At 68.2% G+C, this 21062-nt stretch carries 18 protein-coding genes; 13 read left to right on the top strand and 5 right to left on the bottom strand.

The features are described 5' to 3' along the window. Window positions 1-45 precede the first annotated feature (45 nt). Together ACPTTC_RS15205 and ACPTTC_RS15200 are read left to right on the top strand one after the other, a co-directional pair. A complete protein-coding gene (locus ACPTTC_RS15205; protein ID WP_423392955.1) occupies window positions 46-1242 on the top strand; it encodes a 5-(carboxyamino)imidazole ribonucleotide synthase in 1197 nt (398 codons plus the stop codon). 8 nt (window positions 1243-1250) lie between these two features. Beyond that, window positions 1251-2279 (top strand): L-threonylcarbamoyladenylate synthase, encoded by a 1029-nt coding sequence (locus ACPTTC_RS15200; protein WP_011353063.1) that lies wholly within the window; start codon window positions 1251-1253, stop codon window positions 2277-2279. Between the two features lie 81 nt (window positions 2280-2360). On the opposite strand, the gene ACPTTC_RS15195 is transcribed toward ACPTTC_RS15200, so the two are convergent. The 3 genes from ACPTTC_RS15195 to dacB all read right to left on the bottom strand — a co-directional run bounded on the left by ACPTTC_RS15195 (window position 2361) and on the right by dacB (window position 6430). After that, complete coding sequence (locus ACPTTC_RS15195; RefSeq protein ID WP_423392954.1) at window positions 2361-3500, bottom strand: SGNH/GDSL hydrolase family protein; 1140 nt, start codon at window positions 3498-3500, stop codon at window positions 2361-2363. 95 nt (window positions 3501-3595) lie between these two features. Beyond that, a complete protein-coding gene (locus tag ACPTTC_RS15190; protein ID WP_423392953.1) occupies window positions 3596-4510 on the bottom strand; it encodes a sterol desaturase family protein in 915 nt (304 codons plus the stop codon). A 393-nt stretch (window positions 4511-4903) separates the two neighbouring features. After that, window positions 4904-6430 (bottom strand): D-alanyl-D-alanine carboxypeptidase/D-alanyl-D-alanine endopeptidase, encoded by a 1527-nt coding sequence (gene dacB / locus ACPTTC_RS15185; protein WP_423392952.1) that lies wholly within the window; start codon window positions 6428-6430, stop codon window positions 4904-4906. On the opposite strand from dacB, the gene ACPTTC_RS15180 reads away from it, so the two are divergent. From ACPTTC_RS15180 to ACPTTC_RS15150, 7 genes are all read left to right on the top strand, one after another. Next, a complete protein-coding gene (locus ACPTTC_RS15180; protein WP_226200803.1) occupies window positions 6429-6650 on the top strand; it encodes a hypothetical protein in 222 nt (73 codons plus the stop codon). The genes dacB and ACPTTC_RS15180 overlap by 2 nt on opposite strands. Further along, the gene (locus ACPTTC_RS15175) at window positions 6617-7279 is read left to right on the top strand and encodes a response regulator (protein WP_175956497.1); all 663 of its coding nucleotides are present in this window, start codon (window positions 6617-6619) and stop codon (window positions 7277-7279) included. Before ACPTTC_RS15180 ends, ACPTTC_RS15175 begins: the two co-directional genes overlap by 34 nt. 3 nt (window positions 7280-7282) lie before the next feature. Beyond that, on the top strand, window positions 7283-8629 hold the full coding sequence (locus ACPTTC_RS15170) for an ATP-binding protein (RefSeq protein ID WP_175956499.1): 1347 nt from the start codon (window positions 7283-7285) through the stop codon (window positions 8627-8629). A 111-nt stretch (window positions 8630-8740) separates the two neighbouring features. Beyond that, complete coding sequence (locus tag ACPTTC_RS15165) at window positions 8741-10225, top strand: DegQ family serine endoprotease (RefSeq protein ID WP_175956501.1); 1485 nt, start codon at window positions 8741-8743, stop codon at window positions 10223-10225. Between the two features lie 105 nt (window positions 10226-10330). Further along, window positions 10331-10768 carry a carboxypeptidase-like regulatory domain-containing protein gene (locus tag ACPTTC_RS15160; RefSeq protein WP_423392951.1) on the top strand — a complete coding sequence of 146 codons (438 nt, stop codon included), beginning with the start codon at window positions 10331-10333 and terminating at the stop codon, window positions 10766-10768. Between the two features lie 137 nt (window positions 10769-10905). Further along, window positions 10906-11265: a DUF427 domain-containing protein gene (locus ACPTTC_RS15155; protein ID WP_175956505.1), complete on the top strand. Its 360-nt coding sequence runs from the start codon at window positions 10906-10908 to the stop codon at window positions 11263-11265. Window positions 11266-11294: 29 nt separating this feature from the next. Further along, window positions 11295-12002: a CoxG family protein gene (locus ACPTTC_RS15150; protein WP_423392950.1), complete on the top strand. Its 708-nt coding sequence runs from the start codon at window positions 11295-11297 to the stop codon at window positions 12000-12002. Between the two features lie 42 nt (window positions 12003-12044). On the opposite strand, the gene ACPTTC_RS15145 is transcribed toward ACPTTC_RS15150, so the two are convergent. Then, window positions 12045-13061 (bottom strand): helix-turn-helix domain-containing protein, encoded by a 1017-nt coding sequence (locus ACPTTC_RS15145; protein ID WP_226200799.1) that lies wholly within the window; start codon window positions 13059-13061, stop codon window positions 12045-12047. A 151-nt stretch (window positions 13062-13212) separates the two neighbouring features. Between ACPTTC_RS15145 and ACPTTC_RS15140 the strand changes: the two genes are divergently transcribed. After that, the gene (locus ACPTTC_RS15140) at window positions 13213-13890 is read left to right on the top strand and encodes a cysteine hydrolase family protein (RefSeq protein WP_423392949.1); all 678 of its coding nucleotides are present in this window, start codon (window positions 13213-13215) and stop codon (window positions 13888-13890) included. Between the two features lie 89 nt (window positions 13891-13979). Here the strand turns inward: ACPTTC_RS15140 and ACPTTC_RS15135 are convergent, their stop codons facing one another. After that, a complete protein-coding gene (locus tag ACPTTC_RS15135; protein WP_011353051.1) occupies window positions 13980-14621 on the bottom strand; it encodes a TetR family transcriptional regulator in 642 nt (213 codons plus the stop codon). 402 nt (window positions 14622-15023) lie between these two features. Between ACPTTC_RS15135 and ACPTTC_RS15130 the strand changes: the two genes are divergently transcribed. From ACPTTC_RS15130 to ACPTTC_RS15120, 3 genes are read left to right on the top strand one after another with little or no spacing between them, the layout of a single operon-like run. Continuing rightward, on the top strand, window positions 15024-16301 hold the full coding sequence (locus ACPTTC_RS15130; RefSeq protein WP_226200797.1) for an efflux RND transporter periplasmic adaptor subunit: 1278 nt from the start codon (window positions 15024-15026) through the stop codon (window positions 16299-16301). Window positions 16302-16316: 15 nt separating this feature from the next. Further along, window positions 16317-19517, top strand: coding sequence for an efflux RND transporter permease BpeB (bpeB, locus tag ACPTTC_RS15125; protein WP_423392948.1), 3201 nt, complete (start codon window positions 16317-16319; stop codon window positions 19515-19517). Next, window positions 19517-21040: an efflux transporter outer membrane subunit gene (locus ACPTTC_RS15120; protein WP_423392947.1), complete on the top strand. Its 1524-nt coding sequence runs from the start codon at window positions 19517-19519 to the stop codon at window positions 21038-21040. The genes bpeB and ACPTTC_RS15120 overlap by 1 nt, the downstream gene beginning before the upstream one ends. Window positions 21041-21062 lie beyond the last annotated feature (22 nt).

The following is a 21062-nucleotide window of genomic DNA, read 5'->3' as shown; positions in this document are numbered from 1 at the left end:
CCTCCCCACTGCGGCGGGCAGCGCCCGCCGCGACCGACCACTGACATGACCGCAACTCCTGATTCCGTTTCCCCGATCCTGCCCGGCGCGTGGCTTGGCATGGTCGGCGGCGGCCAGCTCGGCCGCATGTTCTGCTTTGCCGCCCAGTCGATGGGCTATCGCGTCGCCGTGCTCGATCCCGATCCGGCGAGCCCCGCCGGCGCGGTCGCCGACCGCCACCTGCGCGCGGCCTACGACGACGAAGCCGCGCTCGCCGAGCTGGCCGACCTGTGCGACGCGGTGTCGACGGAGTTCGAGAACGTGCCGGCCGCGAGCCTCGATTTCCTCGCGCGCACGACGTTCGTCGCGCCGGCCGGCCGCTGCGTCGCGATCGCTCAGGACCGGATCGCGGAGAAGCGCTTCATCGAAGCGTCGGGCGTGCCCGTCGCGCCGCACGTCGTGATCGAATCGCCGGCGGCACTCGCCGCGCTCGACGATGCCGCGCTCGACGCGGTGCTGCCGGGCATCCTGAAGACCGCGCGGCTCGGCTACGACGGCAAGGGCCAGGTGCGTGTGAGCACCGCGCAGGAAGCGCGCGACGCGCATGCGGCGCTGAGCGGCGTGCCGTGCGTGCTCGAGAAGCGCCTGCCGCTGAAATACGAAGTGTCGGCGCTGATCGCGCGGGGCGCGGACGGCCGCTCGGCCGCGTTCCCGCTCGCGCAGAACGTGCATCACAACGGCATCCTCGCGCTGACGGTCGTGCCCGCGCCGGCCGCCGATGCCGCGCGCGTCGAAGAGGCGCAGCGGGCCGCCGTGCGGATTGCCGATACGCTCGACTACGTCGGCGTGCTGTGCGTCGAATTCTTCGTGCTGGAAGACGGTTCGTTCGTCGCGAACGAGATGGCGCCGCGCCCGCACAACTCCGGCCACTACACGGTCGATGCGTGCGCAACGAGCCAGTTCGAGCAGCAGGTGCGCGCCATGACGCGCATGCCGCTCGGCAACCCGCGCCAGCATTCGCCGGCCGCGATGCTGAACATCCTCGGCGACGTGTGGTTCCCGAACGGGGCCGCGGCCGATGCCGTCACGCCGCCGTGGGACACGGTCGCGGCGATGCCCGCCGCGCACCTGCACCTGTACGGCAAGGAAGACGCGCGTGTCGGCCGCAAGATGGGTCACGTGAACTTCACGGCTGAAACGCGCGACGAAGCCGTTGCCGCGGCCACCGCGTGCGCGCAACTGCTGCGCGTGCCGCTCGACTGAGCCGGCCGATGTCCATCGATCTCCCGAACTCGGTGACGGCCGCGCAGATCGACGCGGCCGCCGCGCTGCTCGATGCGGGCCAGCTCGTCGCCTTTCCGACCGAAACCGTCTACGGGCTTGGCGGTGACGCGGCGAATCCCGAGGCCGTCGCGCGCATCTACGCGGCGAAGGGGCGCCCCGCGAATCATCCGGTGATCGTGCACCTGCCGCCGGGCGGCGATCCCGGTTACTGGGCCGACGATCTGCCGGCCGACGCGCAGGCGTTGATCGATGCGTTCTGGCCGGGCCCGCTGACGCTGATCCTGAAGCGTCATGCGCGCATTCCGGACGCCGTGAGCGGCGGCCAGGATTCGGTCGGGCTGCGCTGCCCGTCGCATCCGGTCGCGCAGGCGCTGCTGGCCGCGTTCAGCGCGCGGCGCGGCGGGCATGGCGGCGTGGCCGCACCGTCCGCGAACCGGTTCGGCCATGTGAGCCCGACCACCGCGCAGCACGTACGCGACGAATTCGGCGACACCGTGCACGTGCTTGACGGCGGCGCATCGGAAGTCGGCATCGAATCGACGATTCTCGACCTGTCGCGCGGCTTTCCGGCGCTGCTGCGTCCGGGCCACGTGACGCCGCAGCAGATCGCCGACGTGCTCGGTCGCGCCCCGCGGCTGCCGGACGGCAGCGACGCGACCGCGCCGCGCGCGTCGGGTACGCTGAAAGCGCATTACGCGCCGCGCACGCCGCTCGCGCTGCTGCCGTTCGACGCGCTCGAGCCGCTGCTCGCGGCCGCGCAGACCGACGGCGAGCGTGTCGCGCTCGTCGCACGCGCGTCGCGCGCGGGACGCTGGGCGCAGGCCGACGGCGTGCATTTCGTCGCGGCGCCGGAAGATCCGCAGGCGTATGCGCGCGACCTGTACGGGATGCTGCGTGCGCTCGACCGCGCGCAGGTTGCGCGGATTCTCGTCGAGAAGCTGCCCGAGACCGTCGAATGGATCGCGGTCAACGATCGCCTCGGCCGCGCGGCGGCCGCGTTCGAAGCGCGCGATTGACGCCCATCCCGGCGCTGGAATGAAAAAACGCCCGACCGGCAATCCGGTCGGGCGTTTTCGTTTGGGCGTGTGGCCGGCTGCTTACTTGCCGACGCCGGACTTTGCGATCTGCTGTTCGACGTACTGCGCGAACAGCGCATGCAGGTGCGTCGTCGGGTGGACCGTGTCGGCGAACATGTAGGTCTGGTCCGCGTTCGCGACCGTGTAGGTCTGCGGCGAGCAGAACAGCGACGAGCCGAATGCCGTTGCGTTCGCGACGCCGTACTGCGTGGCGGCCTGGACCATCGCCTTCAGGTTGCAGGCGGTGTCGGTGTTCGACACACTGAAGCCGTTCGCCTGGTAGTTGGCCGCGATGCCGTCCTGCCACGTGAACGAATCGACCACCGCGTACTTCGTCGTGTCGACCTTCAGCGCGGCGAGCGTGCCGACGAGCGTCTGGTTGAACAGCCCCGACAGTTGCGTGAACGCGGCTTGCGTGCCGCCCTGCAGCGCGAGCGGCGTGCCGCCGATGTCCGGCACGTTCGCGACGAACACGTGCGTTGCGCCAGCCGCGACGATCTGCTGGACGATCCCGCCGAGCTGCTGCGCGGCCAGGCCGATCGCCTGCGCTGCCGCGAGCTGGGCGGCCGGCGTGTTGCCTTGCGCCTGCGCGACTTGCGCCTGGTAGAAGATGTCGTTCGCGCCGCCGTTGATCAGCACGATCTGGCCGGCGTTGAAGCTGCCGTGCTGCGACAGGTATTGCTTGACCTGGTCGGCGATCGGCGTCGTGGTCGCCTGCGCGTAGTCGGCGTTCGGCACGCTGGCGTCCGCGTGGCCGATGCCCGGCTGTTGCGTCACGCGCGAGCCGCCCTGTGCGTAGCCGAGGCCGCCGGTGGCCTGCAGCGGAATGCCGAAGCCGCCCTGGTTCGCGGGCTGCAGCGTGTCGCCGTAGTACTGCGCGACGTCCTGCGTCCACACCTGGCCCGGGTTGGTCGTGAAGCGGCCGCCACCGAAGCCGAGCTTGATCTGCGAGTAGGTGCCCGCGTCGGACAGGCTGTCGCCGAACGACACGATCTGCATTTTTACGCCCGACGGCGGCGTGTTCGATGCGCTGCTGCTGTTGTTGTCGTCACCGCCGCCGCATGCGGCGAGCAGCGCGAGCGCGGCGCCGGCGATCGCGACTTGCGCGGTGCGCAGCATGCGCCGACGGGTGCGGGCGGGTGCGTGTTGTTGTGTCTGCATCGTTCGATCTCCTCGTAGATATGGCCTGATGTGTTTCTCATCTGCCGCATGCCTGCTCGGTTCCGGGCTGCGCGGCGGCCGTTGGCTGAAACGGTTTATTGGTCTCGCGCAGCCGCAAGCGGCACGGTGCGCGGACCGGGGTTCGCGGCCTCGGCAATCTGCGCATGATAAGCGCTCGCCCATTCGGGCGGGCCGAAAATCGCGCGCAGCTTGTTGCGCCAGCCGGCGACGCGCAACGCGTCGCCGGCCATCGATACCCACTCGTGGAACGTCGCGACGAGCGGGTTGTTCGAGTCGAGCCGCTCGACGATCCCGTACTGCGGCGGATCGTCGAGCGTTTCCTCGACATAGCTGCCGAACAGGCGATCCCAGATCACAAGGACGCCTGCGTAATTGCGGTCGATGTAGCGCGGGTTGCGCGCATGGTGTGCGCGGTGGATCGACGGCGTGTTCAGCACGTATTCGAGCCAGCCGAGCTTGCCGATCGCCTGCGTATGCACGAAGAACTGGAACGCGAGGTTGATCAGCACGATGCCGACGACCTGTTGCGGCGGAAAGCCTGCGAACGCGAGCGGCAGCCAGAACACCCACATCCCCGCGACCGGGTACATCAGGCTCTGGCGGAACGCGGTCGAGAAATTCATCCGTTCGGACGAGTGGTGCACGACGTGCGCGGCCCACAGCCAGCGCACGCGATGGCTTGCACGATGGAATACGTAGTAGAGGAAATCCTGCGCGACGAACAGCACCGCGAACGACAGCCAGCCGTCGTGCCACGTGAACAGGCGATAGTGCTGGTAGCAGTACGCATAGACGGGGATCACGAACAGCCACGCGATCTTGTCGGCGCCCTGGTGCATCAGCGCGAGCGCCGCGTTGCACAGCGTGTCGCGCCACGCATAGACAGGGTCCTGCGCACGAGTGCGGGCGAGGTGCCAGGCCTCCCACGCGATGCAGAGCAGGAAGACGGGCGCCAGCGCGAGCAGAAGCAATTCGACGTCGAATCGCATGGGCGTGTCTCCTTCTTTCCCCTGCAAGCCTTGAGGCCGGGCGTATGGCCCGTTGTAGATATCGGTCAGGCCAACAGCCTACGCAATCGCCACGCGCTAGGCGAGGGGGGAGCGTAGAGGGTTCCCTCTGAGGACAGGGTTTTTACGGAAGCCGCGCGGCACGGGGCCGGGCGGTATGGCCCTGTTTTGCGGGCGCGGGTGGTGCGCAGTGCGTCGCGCGCCGGAGGCGGCTACCGTTTCAAACCGGGGAGGGCTTAGTTCGGTGTGCAGGCGCACGGGCAGGTCGCCCCGGCGGCGCGTCAGGTCGACCCGTTGCGCGGGTGCGTCCCGATGCCGAGGCGAGCCGACGCGCGCCGGCAGCAGGCCCGCCATGTGTCGCGGCGCGCGGAAACGTCAGTGGGCGCCTGCGTAGATCCACTCGAGCAGCGAGTCGTGCGCGGCGCGCGCGCCTTCCGCGTGATCGTCGTTGATGAAGCTCACGACGATGTAGCTCTGGCCGTCCGCACCGGCGACGTAGCCGGCGATCGCACGCACGTCGCGCAGCGTGCCGGTCTTGATGTGCGCGTTGCCGAGCACGCCGGCGTTGGTGAGGCGGTTCTTCATCGTACCGTCGATGCCGGCGATCGGCAGCGAATCGACGAAGGCCTGCGCGACGGGGCTCGCGTTCGCGGCCTGCAGCAGCGCGGCGAGTGACAGCGCGCTCACATGCTCTTCGCGCGACAGTCCCGAGCCGTTTTCGAGCACGAGGTCGGGCATCGCGATGCCGTTCTTCTGCAGGAACGCCTGGATCACGCGGCTCGACTGCTCGGGCGTCGCGGGCGGCTTGCCGCTGACCGCGCCGATCGTCAGGAACAGGTTGCGCGCCATCACGTTGTTGCTGAACTTGTTGATGTCGTAGACGATGCTGCCGAGCACCGGGCTGTGATGCACGGCGAGGGGCCGCGCGGTGGCCGGCACCTTGCCTTCGCTCACCGGCCCCGCGATCGTGCCGCCGTCCTGCTGCCACAGCGCGAGGAAGCCGCGCGCGAAGAACGTCGTGTGATCGAGGATCGCGAGGTTGGTCGTGTGCGCGCCGCAACGCAGCGGGTAGTCGCCGGCGAACGAGGCGGTCATGATTCCGCTGCCGGCGGTCAGCGTCGGACGCGCGGCCGCGGCGGCCGCGCTGCACGAGCCGGTGCCTTCGACCAGCTGGTTGTCGATCGACAGGTCCGCGAGCGGCGGCAGCACGTCGACGGCCACCTTGCCGTCGTCGCCCGGCGTGACGGTGAACGACACGGCCTTGAACGCGTACAGAAGCGGATCGGGGCCGACGTTGTACGGCGCGCTCGCGTCGTCGTCGAACGAAGGGAGATCGCGCGTCGATGGCGCGAAGTAGCTCTTGTCGAGCACCAGGCCGCCGGTCACGCGCTTGACGCCGGCCTTGCGCAACTTGTCGACGAGGTCGATCAGCTCTTCGGGCACGAGCTTCGGATCGCCGGTGCCCTTGATGTACAGGTTGCCCTGCAGCGTGCCGTCGGGATCGATCGTGCCGTCCGTGTAGGCGGTCGTGCGCCAGCGGTAGTCGGGGCCGAGGATCGACAGGCCCGAGAAGGTCGTCACGAGCTTCATCGTCGAGGCGGGCAGCATCGGCCGGCTCGCATTCCACGCGATCAGCGGTTCCGGATCGCCGACGCGCTCGACGACGACGCTCATCGCCGACGCCGGCACCTTCGCGCGCTGCAGCGCGACGAGCACGGACGCCGGCAGGCCGGCCGCGCGTGCGGCGGGCGACACGACGGTCGTCTTGTGCGCTTCCTTGCGGGATTTCTTGCGGGCCTGCGCGGCAGGCGCGAAGGCGAGGGCCGTGCAGGTGGCGACGATGGCGGCTGCCCGCAGGCAGGCGCGGGGGGCGAACCGGGTGGAAAGATCGGAAATCGGCATGAGCGAATACGGGAGAAGCACGACGTTCGGGCAGGGCGCGCGCGGCGCCAAAGCGCACATTGTAGAGACAAGTCCGGACAGCCTCCTTGCAATCCGCCTTTCTGTTGCATTGCACGGTGCCGCGCATGCGATTCGCGGCGCTACAATGGTCGGCGTGTTTGACTTGCCCCATGGATGCCTGTCCCGATGCGGATTCTGCTTGTCGAAGATGATCGAATGATTGCCGAAGGCGTGCGCAAGGCGCTGCGCTCGGACGGCTTTGCGGTCGACTGGGTTCAGGACGGCGACGCCGCCCTGACGGCGCTCGGCGGCGAGGCGTACGACCTGCTGCTGCTCGATCTCGGCCTGCCGAAGCGCGACGGCATCGACGTGCTGCGCACGCTGCGCGCACGCGGGCTGGCGCTGCCGGTGCTGATCGTCACCGCGCGCGACGCGGTGGCCGATCGCGTGAAGGGGCTCGACGCGGGCGCCGACGACTACCTCGTCAAGCCGTTCGACCTCGATGAGCTGGGCGCGCGGATGCGCGCGCTGATCCGCCGCCAGGCCGGGCGCAGCGAATCGCTGATCCGCCATGGCGCGCTGACGCTCGATCCCGCTTCGCACCAGGTAACGCTCGACGGCGTGCCCGTCGCGTTGTCCGCGCGCGAGTTCGCGCTGCTCGAGGCGCTGCTCGCACGGCCCGGCGCGGTGCTGTCGAAGAGCCAGCTCGAGGAGAAGATGTACGGCTGGGGCGAGGAGATCGGCAGCAACACGGTCGAGGTCTACATCCACGCGCTGCGCAAGAAGCTCGGCTCGGACCTGATCCGCAACGTGCGCGGGCTCGGCTACATGGTCGTCAAGGAAAGCTGACGCGTGAGGTCGATTCGTCATCAATTGCTGATCTGGCTGCTCGCGATCGTCGTCGCTGGCGTGGGCATCGCGGGCTGGCTCATCTACCGGCAGGCGCTCGCCGAGGCGAACGAACTGTTCGACTACCAGTTGCAGGAAATCGCAGCGGCCTTGCCGTCCGAGCCGTTCTCGCAGGTGTTCGGTTCGCGCACCAACGGCGACGAAGGCATCGTGATCCAGATATGGAACCGCAACGGCGTGCTGATGTACTTCTCGCATCCGCGTGCGCCGATCGCGCCGCGCGCGGAGCTCGGCTTCTCGACCGAGCGCACCGATCGCGGCGAATGGCGCGTGTACGGCGCGATCGTCGGCGACAACGTCGTGCAGCTCGCGCAGCCGCTGTCGGTGCGTAACCGGCTCGCGGCGAACGTCGCGCTGCGCACGCTGTGGCCGCTGATCGTGCTGCTGCCGTTCCTCGGCGCGGCCGTGTGGGTGATCGTCGGGCGCGGGCTCGCACCGCTCGGTCGCGTGACGCGCGCGGTCGAGGCGCGCCGGCCGGAAGCGCTCGATCCGCTCCCCGATGCGCGCCTGCCGCTCGAGGTGCAGCCGCTCGTACGGGCGCTGAACGGGCTGCTCGCGAGGCTGTCGGCTGCACTCGACACGCAGAAGGCCTTCGTGGCCGACGCCGCGCACGAACTGCGCACGCCGCTCGCGGCCGTGCAGATCCAGGCGCAGCTCGTCGCCCGCGCGAAGGACGACGCATCGCGCCGCGAGGCGGTCGCGGATCTCCAGGACGGCGTGTCGCGTGCGACGCGCCTCACGGAGCAACTGCTCGCGCTCGCACGCGCCGAACCGGATGGCGCGACGATGCGCGAGCCGGTCGACCTGCAGGCGCTGCTCGCCGAATGCGTGGCCGCGCTGGCGCCGCTCGCGCAGCGGCGCGACATCGATCTCGGTTTCGAGGAGACGCGCGCGGCGAGCGTCGTCGCGGACGTCGGCGCGCTGCGCGTGATGTTCGGCAACCTGCTCGACAACGCGGTGAAGTACACGCCGGACGGCGGCCGCATCGACGTGTCGCTGACCCGCGACGCGGCCGGTCGCGCATGCGTGCAGATCGGCGACAGCGGGCCCGGCATTCCGGCCGACGAGCGTGAGCGCGTGTTCGACCGCTTCTACCGCGACAGCTCCGCGCGGGCGCGCACCGACGTGTCGGGCAGCGGGCTCGGGCTCGCGATCGTCAAACGCGTGGCGGCGCAGCAGGGCGCGACGGTGTCGCTCGGCGACGCGGCCGCGGGCGGCCTGCTCGTGAGCGTCGTGTTCCGCGATGCCGAGATGCCGGCCGAGGCGCCGCAGCCGTCCGAATCCGTGTGAAGAACGCCGCCGGGCGGGCGCCGGCGGCCGCTTAAGCCCCGCTTAAGGCTGATTAAGCCTCCTTTAAGTCAGGGTCGTTACGCTGCGTTCTAACAAAGAGGAGGTCCTACGATGAACACCCGATTCCTTGCGCGCGGCGCCGTCGCGGTCGCCGTGGCGGCCGCCCTGTCCGCCGGCTACGTCGCCGGCACGCGCCGCGCCGATCCGCAGATCATCACGCCGGCGCAGGCAGCCGCGCTGATGCCGGCCGAAGCGGCCGCCAAGACCGGCATCCCCGATTTCTCGGGGCTCGTCGAGACCTACGGCCCGGCGGTCGTGAACATCAGCGCGAAGCACGTCGTGAAGCAGGTGTCGCGGCGCGTACCGCAGCCGCAACTGCCGATCGACCCGAGCGATCCGTTCTACCAGTTCTTCAAGCATTTCTACGGCCAGGTGCCGGGCATGGGCGGCGACGCGCAGCCGGACGACCAGCCGAGCGCGAGCCTCGGTTCCGGGTTCGTCATCAGCTCCGACGGGTACATCCTCACCAATGCGCACGTGATCGACGGCGCGAACGTCGTCACGGTCAAGCTGACCGACAAGCGCGAATACAAGGCGAAGGTCGTCGGCTCGGACAAGCAGTCCGACGTCGCGGTGCTGAAGATCGACGCGAGCGGCCTGCCGACCGTGAAGATCGGCGACCCGGCGCAGAGCAAGGTCGGCCAGTGGGTCGTCGCGATCGGTTCGCCGTACGGCTTCGACAACACAGTCACGTCGGGCATCATCAGCGCGAAGTCGCGCGCGCTGCCCGACGAGAACTACACGCCGTTCATCCAGACCGACGTGCCGGTGAACCCCGGCAACTCGGGCGGCCCGCTGTTCAACCTGCAAGGCGAGGTGATCGGCATCAACTCGATGATCTACTCGCAGACGGGCGGCTTCCAGGGCCTGTCGTTCGCGATCCCGATCAACGAGGCGATCAAGGTGAAGGACGAACTCGTGAAGACGGGCCACGTGAGCCGCGGCCGCCTCGGCGTCGCCGTGCAGGGGCTGAACCAGACGCTCGCGAGCTCGTTCGGACTGCAGAAGCCGGACGGCGCGCTCGTCAGCTCGGTCGATCCGAACGGCCCGGCCGCGAAGGCCGGCCTGCAGCCGGGTGACGTCATCCTGTCGGTCAACGGCTCGCCGGTCGCCGATTCGACGTCGCTGCCCGCGCAGATCGCGAACCTGAAGCCGGGTTCGAAGGCCGACCTGCAGATCTGGCGCGACAAGTCGAAGAAGTCGATCAGCGTGACGCTCGGCGCGATGGCCGATGCGAAGCTCGCGTCGAATGACGGCGGCCCCGTCGAGCAGGGGCGCCTGGGCGTCGCGGTGCGTCCGCTGTCGCCGCAGGAGCGCAGCGCCGACAACCTGTCGCACGGCCTGATCGTGCAGCAGGCCGGCGGGCCGGCCGCCAACGCGGGCATCCAGCCCGGTGACGTGATCCTCGCGGTCAACGGCCGCCCGGTCACGAGCCCCGAGCAGTTGCGTGACGCGGTCAAGAGCGCGGGCAACAGTCTTGCTCTGCTGATCCAGCGCGATAATGCACAGATCTTCGTGCCGGTCGACCTGAGCTGACCGGCCACGGCCGACGGCCGGCCAGGCCGGCCGCGGCGGGCGCCGCCGCCGTTCCGAATGGGTGGCGCAGCGCCCTGTATGTGTTCCGACCCCAAGGAGAGAGCCATGCAATATCTACGCAACGTGTCCCGAATTGCCGTCGCCGCGGCGCTGGCCGCCGGCCTCGCAGCCGGGGCGACCGGCGCGTACGCGCAGTCGGACGGCTTGCCCGCCGCGCGCCAGCAGGGCGACGTCACTTTCGTGTCCGGCGGCGTCGGACAGGACGAATCGACGGCGTTCCAGCACAACGAGTCGAGTTGGCCGCTGGCGCTGCGGTTCACCGGCAAGGGCGGCGAGTTCCTGGCTGACGTCCATGTGCGGATCGTCGACGGCAAGGGAACCGAAGTGCTGAAGACCGACGCGCGCGGGCCATACATGCTCGTGAAGGTGCCGCCGGGCCGCTATACGGTGCATGCGTCGTATCAGGGTAACGAAGAATCCCGCGCCGTCACGGTCGGCGCGAAGGGCGGTGCGAAAACCGCATTCCAGTGGAGCGCGCAGTAGCCCGCCGCGCGCGGCCCCGATCGGGGTCGCGCATTCGGCTGCGGTTTCGCCCATAATGAAAGCCACGGCACCCGTGCCGTGGCTTTTTCGTTTCCTGAGCCTGGCCTGGCTTGGCCTGACCGCCCCAAGGAGAAACGATGTCCGACGCAGCCGACCCTCGTCTCGAAATCGTGCCGAACCGCCATCGCGTTCGCGTTATCCATCGTGGCATCACATACGCCGATTCGCACGGCGCGCTGACCGTGCGCGAAACGGGCCTGCCGGACACCCACTACCTGCCGCGCGGCGACGTCAACATGCGCCGGCTTGTGAAATCAGGCGTCACGTCGGCCTGTCCGCTCAGGGGCGAGGCCGTGCACTTCGACTTGCAGACCGAAGACGGCGTGATCGAGAACGCCGCATGGAGTTACGAGGAACCGAAGGAGGCCGCGCTGGCGCTCGCGCACTACGTGGCCTTCGACGCTGCACGGATCGACAGTCTCGTCGAGACGTCCTGATGCGGCGCGTGTTCATCGGGGGAGGCGTCATGGAACTGAACGACACATTACGGATACCGCTCGCCCCGCCTGTCGTGCGGGAGGCGTTCGAGGATCTCGCGTTGCTGCGCGCGAGCTTCGAGCATTGCGAATCCTTCGTGAAGCTTGCGCATGGCGAGTTTGCGTTGACGATCACGGTGCCGCTCGGCCCGCTGCGCGCCCGCTACGACGTGCGTGCGCATGCTGCCGCCGAGCAGGGCGACGCGGAAGGGCAGCCGCGCCGCGTGCTCAACTTCAAGGCGCGGGCCGACGGGCTCGGCGCGCTGCGCGGCCAGGTCGAACTCGTCCTGATGCCGGATAACGATGCGAACGCCACGCGCATCGAGTACGTGGTCTGGGCGACGGCGAGCGGTCCGCTCACCGAGCTTCCGGGGCGGCAGATCGAAAATACGCTGCGCGAATGGACCGACGATTTCTTCCGTGAATTCTGTGCGGTCGTGCAGGCGAAGCACGGTCTTGCGCCGAATCGCGCGCGCTCGGCCGCGCCACGGCGCCAGCACGTGTTCCTGCGGCCTGCGTCGCTGGTGGCCGCGACCAAGCGTGCGCTGCCGCCGCACCTCGGCGGCGCGCTGACCGGGCGTGCCGCCAGCGCGCTCCCGCATCGCGGCTCCGGCACGGTGCCCGTGTGGGCGTGGGCCGCGATGATCGTCTTCGTCGCGCTGCTGCTTTACGCGGCACGCTGGATCAACGGCGGCTGAGCGGCCGGCCGGTTCCGCTGCGAGGCCCGGCCGACACGCGCGTTACCGCACGACCTCGGCGCCGGCTCCGGCGCCGCGAAATTCCCTTCGATAGGCCGACGGCGACGTGCCGAGTGTGCCCGCGAAATGCTGGCGCAGCGACACGCTCGACCCGTAGCCGGCCGCTTGCGCGATCGCGTCGATCGATTGTCCGGTGGTTTCCAGCAGATGCTGCGCGCGCGCGAGCCGCTCGGCCTGCAGCCACGCGGTGACGGTCGTGCCGGTCGCCTGGCGGAAGTGGCGTGTGAACGTGCGCCGGCTCATCAGCACGCGTTCGGCGAGCGAATCGACGCTGTGCGCCGCGTCGAGGTGGGCGCGCACCCAGTCGAGCAGCCCCGCGAGCCGTGCGTCGCGCGGGTGCGCGGCGACCGGCTGCGGCACGTATTGCGCCTGCCCGCCCTGGCGGTGCGGCGGGATCACGAGGCGGCGCGCGATCTGGTTCGCGGCGTCGGAGCCGAAGCGCAGCCGGACGACGTGCAGGCAGCAGTCGAGCCCGGCTGCCGTGCCGGCCGACGTCATCAGGTTGCCGTCGTCCACGTACAGCACGTCCGGATCGAGCTTCACGCGCGGAAAGCGTCGCGCGAAGTCGTCGGCCCACGCCCAGTGCGTGGTGGCCGGGCGGCCGTCGAGCAGGCCGGCCGCGGCGAGCACGTAGGCGCCGAGGCACAGCCCGACGAGCTGCGCGCCACGTGCGGCGACCGCGCGGACGGCGTCGAGCAGCACGTCGGGCGGCGCTTCGTCCGGATCGCGCCATGCCGGCACGATGACGATGTCCGCATCGTCGAGCCCGTCGAGCCCGTATGGTGCGGTGATCGTGAAGCCGCCCGTCGTCGACAGCGGGCCACGCTCGGCCGAGCAGACGCGAAACTCGAACGCAGGCGACGCGGCTGCGTCGCGTTCCTTGCCGAACACGACCGACGGCACCGACAGGTGGAACGGGCTGATGCCGTCGTACGCGATCACGGCAACGACGGTCGGAACGGGCGGGGCGGGCCGGGTGGACGAGGCGACGGCGGTCATGGGGGCTCCGGAATGGCGATGGCCCGATTCTATCGAAGAATGACTATCGGGCCACTATCTGCGTGAACGATGCGCACCGACAATGCATCGCATCGCGCCGCTGGCCGTCCCGTTCCGGGGCGGGGCCGCGCCCCCGGACCAGGAGCCCGTCATGTCGAACGCCGTCCCGCATTCCGCTTCCCCGATCGTTTCCCCTCCGGCTTCCCGCCGTGCGCTGATCGTGATCGACGTCCAGAACGAATACGTGACGGGCAATCTGCCGATCGAGTATCCGCCGCTCGACGTGTCGCTCGCGAACATCGGCCGCGCGATCGATGCCGCGCATGCGGCCGGCGTGCCCGTGATCGTCGTCCAGCACGTCGCGCCGGCCGGCGCGCCGATCTTCGCGCCCGGCTCCGACGGCGTCGCGCTGCACGCGGTCGTTGCCGGCCGGCCGTACGCGCACCGGATCGAGAAGAAGCAGGCAAGCTCGTTTGCCGGGACCGACCTCGCCGCGTGGCTCGAGGCGCACGGGATCGACACGCTCGCCGTGGCCGGCTACATGACGCACAACTGCAATGCGTCGACGGTCTATCACGCGGCGCACGCGGGGCTGAATGTCGAGTACCTGGACGACGCGACGGGCGCGCTGCCTTACGAGAACGAAGCGGGCGCGGCGAGCGCCGAGGAGATTCACCGCGCGTACGCGGTGGTGTTCCAGTCGAATTTCGCGGCCGTGATGCCGACCGACGCGTGGATCGCGGGGCTGGCCGGTGCGCCGTTGCCGAAGCGTGGTTCGGTCGCCGCATCGAACCAGCTGGCCCGCGCGCAGCGCGCGAAGGCGGCCTGAACCGGGCGGGGGGAAGGGGGCAGCGCGTTGGTGCGGCCCGGCGCGCCGCCCGATGAAACAAAAACCGCAGGCGAGCGCGCGTCGCGCGGTCAGTCGCCGTCTTTCAGCATCGCCGGGCTGTAGCGCAGCATGTCGAAACAGCCGTCGACGAGCTTCTCCGCATGCTGCTCGGCGTCGATCTCGTCGGGCAGCATCAGCATGTCGCGCACGAATCCGCTGACGAGCGTGTGCAGCATCAGCGTCGCGCGCCACGTATCGAGCCGCTCGGGCAGCAGCTTGAGCCGCACGGCCCCCGCGAGATCGGCGTCGATCGCGTGCAGCGCCTCGCTCATTCCCGCACGGTTGCGCTGCAACAGCGGCTCCAGGTCGGCGACGTACTCGCACTTCATGAACAGGATGCTGAACACGCGACGCAACTGCGCGTCGCGTTGCACGCCGAGCAGGCACCAGATCAGGATCTGTCGGATCTTCTCGAGCGGATTGCCGCCCGGCGCGTCGAGCGGCATCCGCTTCAGTTCGTCGATCGGCAGAAACACGCGGTCGAACATCGCGTCGAACAGTTCGCTCTTGTTCGCGAAATGCCAGTAGATTGCGCCGCGCGTCACGCCGGCATGCTGGGCGATGTCCGCGAGCGACGTATGCGACACGCCCTTCTCGAAGAACACGTGCTCGGCGGCGTCGAGAATGCGATTGCGCGTCTCGAGCGCCTCCTCCTTGGTACGTCTGACCATGTGCAGGCCTGATTGGAATGATCGTAGGTGAATTTGGGGTCTGCAACCCTCGTCGCAGCCAGATAGACCGGCTATGCTTGCGGCTGGTAACAATCCGTAAGACTGGACCGCGGGCGGGGCATAAACGGGCTTTTTACATACATTCATGAATGTATATACAATACCACCCTACGATCGAATGACCCAAGTGGCAATCAGTTAATATCCCACTCTGCTGATTCCCGCCAAAGTACCAGTCCGCAGTTGCGGGGCAACCTGTCGGCACGGAGGTTTCGTGCCGCTTGCTGTATCTAGCAGTCCAGTATTTCAGGTGTTCGATCTGCGCCGTGAGGCGCATCCGTGTTGCACTCCCTCCGGTGGGGTGCGGCACTTATTCCATTGGTTATACACAGAGGTCGCTCCATGCGCGTCGAACGGGTTCCATACCGCTTAATCACTGTCGCGACGGCCGCCGTTTTCCTGGCCGCGTGCGGAAAAAAAGAATCGGCACCGCCGCCGCAAGTACCGGAAGTCGGTGTCGTCACCGTCCAGCCGCAAGCCGTACCGGTCTTCACCGACCTGCCGGGCCGCACCAGTGCATTCCTCGTTGCGCAGGTCCGCGCGCGGGTCGACGGCATCGTGCTGCGCCGTGAATTCACCGAAGGCACCGACGTCAAGGCCGGTCAGCGCCTGTACAAGATCGACCCGGCGCCGTACGTCGCCGCGCTGAACAGCGCGAAGGCGACGCTCGCGAAGGCGCAGGCGAACCTCGTCACGCAGAACGCGCTGGTCGCACGCTACAAGGTGCTGGTGGCCGCGAACGCGGTCAGCAAGCAGGACTACGACAACGCGGTGGCCACGCAAGGCCAGGCCGCGGCGGACGTCGCGGCCGGCAAGGCAGCGGTCGACACCGCGCAGATCAACCTCGGCTATACCGATGTCGTGTCGCCGATCACCGGCCGCGTCGGCATCTCGCAGGTGACGCCGGGTGCCTACGTGCAGGCAAGCCAGGCGACGCTGATGTCGACGGTGCAGCAGCTCGATCCGGTGTACGTGGACCTCACGCAGTCGAGCCTCGACGGGCTGAAGCTGCGCCAGGACGTGCAGAGCGGCCGCTTGAAGACGAGCGGCCCGGGCGCGGCGAAGGTGTCGCTGATCCTGGAGGACGGCAAGACCTACTCGGAGCAGGGCAAGCTGCAGTTCTCGGACGTGACGGTCGACCAGACCACCGGCTCGGTGACGATCCGCGCGGTGTTCCCGAACCCGGGGCGCGTGCTGCTGCCGGGCATGTTCGTGCGTGCGCGAATCGAGGAAGGCGTGAACGAGAACGCGTTCCTGGTGCCGCAGATCGGCGTCACGCATGACCAGAAGGGCCAGGCGATCGCGATGGTGGTGAACGCCAGCAACAAGGTCGAGCCGCGTCCGCTGAAGACGACGGGCATGCAGGGCCCGAACTGGATCGTCGAAGGCGGTTTGCAGGCGGGCGATCACGTGATCGTGCAGGGCGTCGAGAAGGTGCGCCCGGGTGCGACCGTGAAGACCGTCGCCGCGCAGCTCGCACCGGCGGCCGATGCCGCGTCGGGTGCTGCTGCCGCATCCGCCGCGCCGGCTGCCGCCGGTTCCGGCGCCGCTGCCGCTTCCGGTGCTGCCGCATCGGGCGCTGCGCCGGCGAGTGCTGCCGCTGCTTCGAGCGCGCAATAACAGGGAGCCTGTTTCATGGCAAAGTTTTTTATCGATCGCCCGATCTTTGCGTGGGTGATCGCCATCATCCTGATGCTGGCCGGGGTTGCAGCGATCTTCACGCTGCCGATCTCACAGTATCCGACGATCGCGCCGCCATCGATCCAGATCACCGCGAACTACCCGGGCGCTTCCGCGAAGACGGTGGAAGACACGGTGACGCAGGTGATCGAGCAGCAGATGAGCGGTCTCGACAACTTCCTGTACATGTCGTCGACCAGTGACGACTCGGGTAACGCGACGATCACGCTGACCTTCGCGCCGGGTACCAACGCCGACATCGCACAGGTTCAGGTGCAGAACAAGCTGTCGCTCGCGACGCCGATTCTGCCGCAGGTCGTGCAGCAGCTCGGCCTCTCGGTGACGAAGTCGAGCAGCAGCTTCCTGCTGGTGCTCGCCTTCAACTCCGAAGACGGCAGCATGAACAAGTACGACCTCGCGAACTTCGTGGCGTCGCACGTGAAGGACCCGATCAGCCGGTTGAACGGCGTCGGTACCGTCACGCTGTTCGGCTCGCAGTACGCGATGCGGATCTGGCTCGATGCCGACCGCCTGACGAACTACAGCCTCACGCCGGTCGACGTGTCGACCGCGATCTCCGCACAGAACGTGCAGATCGCGGGCGGCCAGATCGGCGGCACGCCGGCCACGCCGGGCACGATGCTGCAGGCGACGATCACCGAATCGACGCTGCTGCAGACGCCCGCGCAGTTCGGCAACATCCTGCTGAAGGTCAACCAGGACGGCTCGCAGGTTCGCCTGAAGGATGTCGCGAAGATCGAACTCGGTGGTGAAAACTACAACTTCGACACGAAGTACAACGGTCAGCCGACCGCGGCACTCGGTATCCAGCTCGCGACCAACGCGAATGCGCTCGCGACCGCGAAGGCCGTGCGCGCGAAGATCGACGAACTGGCACCGTTCTTCCCGCACGGCCTCGTCGTGAAGTACCCGTACGACACGACGCCGTTCGTGAAGCTGTCGATCGAGGAAGTGGTCAAGACGCTGCTCGAAGGCATCGTGCTGGTGTTCCTCGTGATGTATCTGTTCCTGCAGAACCTGCGGGCGACGATCATCCCGACGATCGCGGTGCCGGTCGTGCTGCTCGGCACGTTCGCGATCATGTCGATGGTGGGCTTCTCGATCAACACGCTGTCGATGTTCGGCCTCGTGCTCGCCATCGGCCTGCTGGTGGACGATGCGATCGTGGTCGTGGAGAACGTCGAGCGCGTGATGGCGGAAGAGGGCCTGTCACCGAAGGAGGCGACCCGCAAGGCGATGGGCCAGATCACCGGCGCACTCGTCGGCGTGGCGCTCGTGCTGTCGGCGGTGTTCGTGCCGGTGGCGTTCTCCGGCGGGTCGGTCGGCGCGATCTATCGCCAGTTCTCGCTGACGATCGTGTCGGCGATGGTGCTGTCGGTGCTCGTCGCGTTGATTCTGACGCCGGCACTGTGCGCGACGATCCTCAAGCCGATCCCGCAAGGGCATCACGAAGAGAAGAAGGGCTTCTTCGGCTGGTTCAACCGCACGTTCAACAACAGCCGCGACAAGTACCACGTCGGCGTGCACCACGTGATCAAGCGCTCGGGCCGCTGGCTCATCATTTACCTGGTCGTGATCGTCGCGGTCGGCCTGCTGTTCGTGCGCCTGCCGAAGTCGTTCCTGCCGGATGAAGACCAGGGCCTGATGTTCGTGATCGTGCAGACGCCGTCGGGCTCGACGCAGGAAACGACCGCGAAGACGCTCGCGAACATTTCCGACTACCTGCTGAAGGACGAGAAGGACATCGTCGAATCGGCGTTCACGGTCAACGGCTTCAGCTTCGCCGGCCGCGGCCAGAACTCCGGTCTCGTGTTCGTGCGCCTGAAGGACTACTCGCAGCGTCAGCATGCGAACCAGAAGGTGCAGGCGCTGATCGGCCGGATGTTCGGGCGCTACGCGGGCTACAAGGACGCGATGGTGATCCCGTTCAACCCGCCGTCGATTCCGGAACTCGGTACGGCTGCCGGCTTCGACTTCGAGCTGACGGACAACGCGGGTCTCGGCCACGATGCGCTGATGGCCGCGCGTAACCAGCTGCTCGGGATGGCCTCGAAGGATCCGACGTTGCAGGGTGTGCGTCCGAACGGCCTGAACGATACGCCGCAGTACAAGGTCGACATCGACCGCGAGAAGGCGAACGCGCTCGGCGTGACGGCGGATGCGATCGACCAGACGTTCTCGATCGCATGGGCGTCGAAGTACGTGAACAACTTCCTCGATACCGATGGCCGGATCAAGAAGGTCTACGTGCAGGCAGACGCACCGTTCCGGATGACGCCGGACGACCTGAACATCTGGTACGTGCGCAACGGGTCGGGCGGGATGGTGCCGTTCAGTTCGTTCGCGACCGGTCACTGGACGTATGGTTCGCCGAAGCTCGAGCGCTACAACGGCGTGTCGGCGATGGAAATCCAGGGTCAGGCCGCGCCGGGCAAGTCGACCGGCCAGGCGATGGCCGCGATGGAAGGGCTCGCGAAGAAGCTGCCGGTCGGTATCGGCTACTCGTGGACCGGCCTGTCGTTCCAGGAAATCCAGTCCGGCTCGCAGGCGCCGATCCTGTACGCGATCTCGATCCTCGTCGTGTTCCTGTGTCTCGCGGCGCTGTATGAAAGCTGGTCGATCCCGTTCTCGGTGATCATGGTGGTGCCGCTCGGCGTGATCGGTGCACTGCTTGCGGCCACGATGCGCGGCCTCGAGAACGACGTGTTCTTCCAGGTCGGCCTGCTGACGACCGTGGGCTTGTCCGCGAAGAACGCGATCCTGATCGTGGAGTTCGCGCGCGAACTGCAGACGACGGAGAAGATGGGGCCGATCGAGGCCGCGCTGGAAGCGGCGCGCCTGCGGCTGCGTCCGATCCTGATGACGTCGCTCGCGTTCATTCTCGGCGTGATGCCGCTCGCGATCAGCAACGGCGCGGGTTCGGCCAGCCAGCACGCAATCGGTACGGGCGTGATCGGCGGGATGATCACGGCGACGTTCCTCGCGATCTTCATGATCCCGATGTTCTTCGTGAAGATCCGCGCGATCTTCAGCGGCGAGAAGGAAGACGTCGACGAGGCGCTGCGCCTGGCTCAGGAGCACTCGCACCACGAAGAGAAGCCGGGCAACGGCGACGAAGGCAACAAGGGACAGTGATGATGCAAAAACACGCTTTGACTGCAATCGCGGTCGCGCTCTTTGCCACGGGCTGCACGATGGCGCCGCATTACAAGCGGCCCGACGCGCCCGTCGCGCAGGCGTACCCTGCCGGCGGCGTCTACGCGACGCAGCCGGGTGCGGCCGGCGCGCGCAGCGCGAACGGCCAGGCGGCGACCGCCATCGGCTGGCGCGAGTTCTTCGTCGATCCGCGCCTGCAGCGGCTGATCGAGATCGCGCTGAAAAACAACCGCGACCTGCGCGTGTCGGTGCTGAACATCGAGGCGGCGCGCGCGCAGTACCAGATCACGCGCGCGGGGCTGTTCCCGACGCTCGACGGCACGGGCACGGGCAACATCCAGCGCGTGCCGCAGGGCCTGTCGACGACGGGCGCGCCGTATATCTCGCGTGCCTACAACGTCGGCCTTTCGGCGTCGTGGGAACTCGACCTGTTCGGCCGCGTGCAGAGCCTGAAGGACCAGGCGCTCGCGCAGTACCTGTCGACGTCTTATGCGCGTCAAGCGCAGGAGATCTCGCTGGTATCGCAGGTGGCCGATCAATACCTGACGCTGCTGTCGACCGAGGATCTGCTGAAGGTTACCGAGAACACGCTGAAGACGGCGCAGGACTCGTACAACCTGACGAAGCTGCAGTTCGACAACGGCACGGGCACCGAGCTCGACCTGCGCCAGGCGCAGACGGTCGTCGAGACGGCGCTTGCGAACCAGCAGGAGCAGGCGCGTGCGCGTGCGCAGGCGCTGAACTATCTGGTGCTGCTGATCGGCGAGCCGCTGCCGGACGATCTGCCGGCAGGCCTGCCGCTCGACGCGCAGAACCTGCTGACGGACGTGCCGGCGGGCCTTCCGTCGGATCTGCTGACGCGTCGCCCCGACGTGATGCAGGCCGAGCAGTCGCTGTTGGCCGCGAACGCGAACATCGGTGCGGCGCGCGCAGCGTTCTTCCCGAAGATCTCGCTGACGGGCGCGTTCGGCACCGGAAGCCCGACGCTCGGCGGCCTGTTCAAGGCCGGCACGGCGGCGTGGTCGTTTGCGCCGCAGATCACGATGCCGATCTTCGAGGGCGGTCAGAACATCGCGAACCTGAACCTGGCGCACGTGCAGAAGCGCATCGAGATCGCCAACTACGAGAAGGCGATCCAGTCGGCGTTCCGCGACGTGGCCGACGCGCTGGCCGCACGCGGCACGTACGACCAGCAGATCGCGGCGCTCGAGCGCAACGAGCACGCGCAGCAGCGACGTTTCGACCTGTCGGACCTGCGTTACAAGAACGGTGTCGACAGCTACCTGTCGGTGCTGACCGCGCAGACGGACCTGTACAACGCGCAGCAGACGCTGATCAATGCGCGTCTGGCACGCTGGACCAACCTGGTCAACCTGTACCGTGCGCTGGGCGGCGGGTGGACCGAGCGGGCCGGCGAGACGCCGCGCGCGCCGGATGCGCCGGTCGACTACGACAAGGCGGCCGCTCCGGCGCCTGCGTCGGCAGCGGCGACGAACGGGTAAGCGCAAGGAGGGGCCGGCGCGG

Origin of the sequence: Burkholderia mycopellens (genome assembly GCF_964265025.1) — a bacterium.
In the GTDB taxonomy this organism is placed as follows: Bacteria; Pseudomonadota; Gammaproteobacteria; order Burkholderiales; family Burkholderiaceae; genus Burkholderia.
This window is presented reverse-complemented; position numbering and strand designations above follow the sequence as displayed.

What these genes read in the sequence shown, in the direction of transcription:
- ACPTTC_RS15205 (WP_423392955.1), top strand. Translation starts at nt 46, where the DNA reads ATGACCGCAACTCCTGATTCCGTTTCCCCGATCCTGCCCGGCGCGTGG.
- ACPTTC_RS15200 (WP_011353063.1), top strand. Translation starts at nt 1,251, where the DNA reads ATGTCCATCGATCTCCCGAACTCGGTGACGGCCGCGCAGATCGACGCG.
- ACPTTC_RS15195 (WP_423392954.1), bottom strand. Translation starts at nt 3,500, where the DNA reads ATGCAGACACAACAACACGCACCCGCCCGCACCCGTCGGCGCATGCTG.
- ACPTTC_RS15190 (WP_423392953.1), bottom strand. Translation starts at nt 4,510, where the DNA reads ATGCGATTCGACGTCGAATTGCTTCTGCTCGCGCTGGCGCCCGTCTTC.
- ACPTTC_RS15180 (WP_226200803.1), top strand. Translation starts at nt 6,429, where the DNA reads ATGAGCGAATACGGGAGAAGCACGACGTTCGGGCAGGGCGCGCGCGGC.
- dacB (WP_423392952.1), bottom strand. Translation starts at nt 6,430, where the DNA reads ATGCCGATTTCCGATCTTTCCACCCGGTTCGCCCCCCGCGCCTGCCTG.
- ACPTTC_RS15175 (WP_175956497.1), top strand. Translation starts at nt 6,617, where the DNA reads ATGCGGATTCTGCTTGTCGAAGATGATCGAATGATTGCCGAAGGCGTG.
- ACPTTC_RS15165 (WP_175956501.1), top strand. Translation starts at nt 8,741, where the DNA reads ATGAACACCCGATTCCTTGCGCGCGGCGCCGTCGCGGTCGCCGTGGCG.
- ACPTTC_RS15160 (WP_423392951.1), top strand. Translation starts at nt 10,331, where the DNA reads ATGCAATATCTACGCAACGTGTCCCGAATTGCCGTCGCCGCGGCGCTG.
- ACPTTC_RS15155 (WP_175956505.1), top strand. Translation starts at nt 10,906, where the DNA reads ATGTCCGACGCAGCCGACCCTCGTCTCGAAATCGTGCCGAACCGCCAT.
- ACPTTC_RS15150 (WP_423392950.1), top strand. Translation starts at nt 11,295, where the DNA reads ATGGAACTGAACGACACATTACGGATACCGCTCGCCCCGCCTGTCGTG.
- ACPTTC_RS15145 (WP_226200799.1), bottom strand. Translation starts at nt 13,061, where the DNA reads ATGACCGCCGTCGCCTCGTCCACCCGGCCCGCCCCGCCCGTTCCGACC.
- ACPTTC_RS15140 (WP_423392949.1), top strand. Translation starts at nt 13,213, where the DNA reads ATGTCGAACGCCGTCCCGCATTCCGCTTCCCCGATCGTTTCCCCTCCG.
- ACPTTC_RS15135 (WP_011353051.1), bottom strand. Translation starts at nt 14,621, where the DNA reads ATGGTCAGACGTACCAAGGAGGAGGCGCTCGAGACGCGCAATCGCATT.
- ACPTTC_RS15130 (WP_226200797.1), top strand. Translation starts at nt 15,024, where the DNA reads ATGCGCGTCGAACGGGTTCCATACCGCTTAATCACTGTCGCGACGGCC.
- bpeB (WP_423392948.1), top strand. Translation starts at nt 16,317, where the DNA reads ATGGCAAAGTTTTTTATCGATCGCCCGATCTTTGCGTGGGTGATCGCC.
- ACPTTC_RS15120 (WP_423392947.1), top strand. Translation starts at nt 19,517, where the DNA reads ATGATGCAAAAACACGCTTTGACTGCAATCGCGGTCGCGCTCTTTGCC.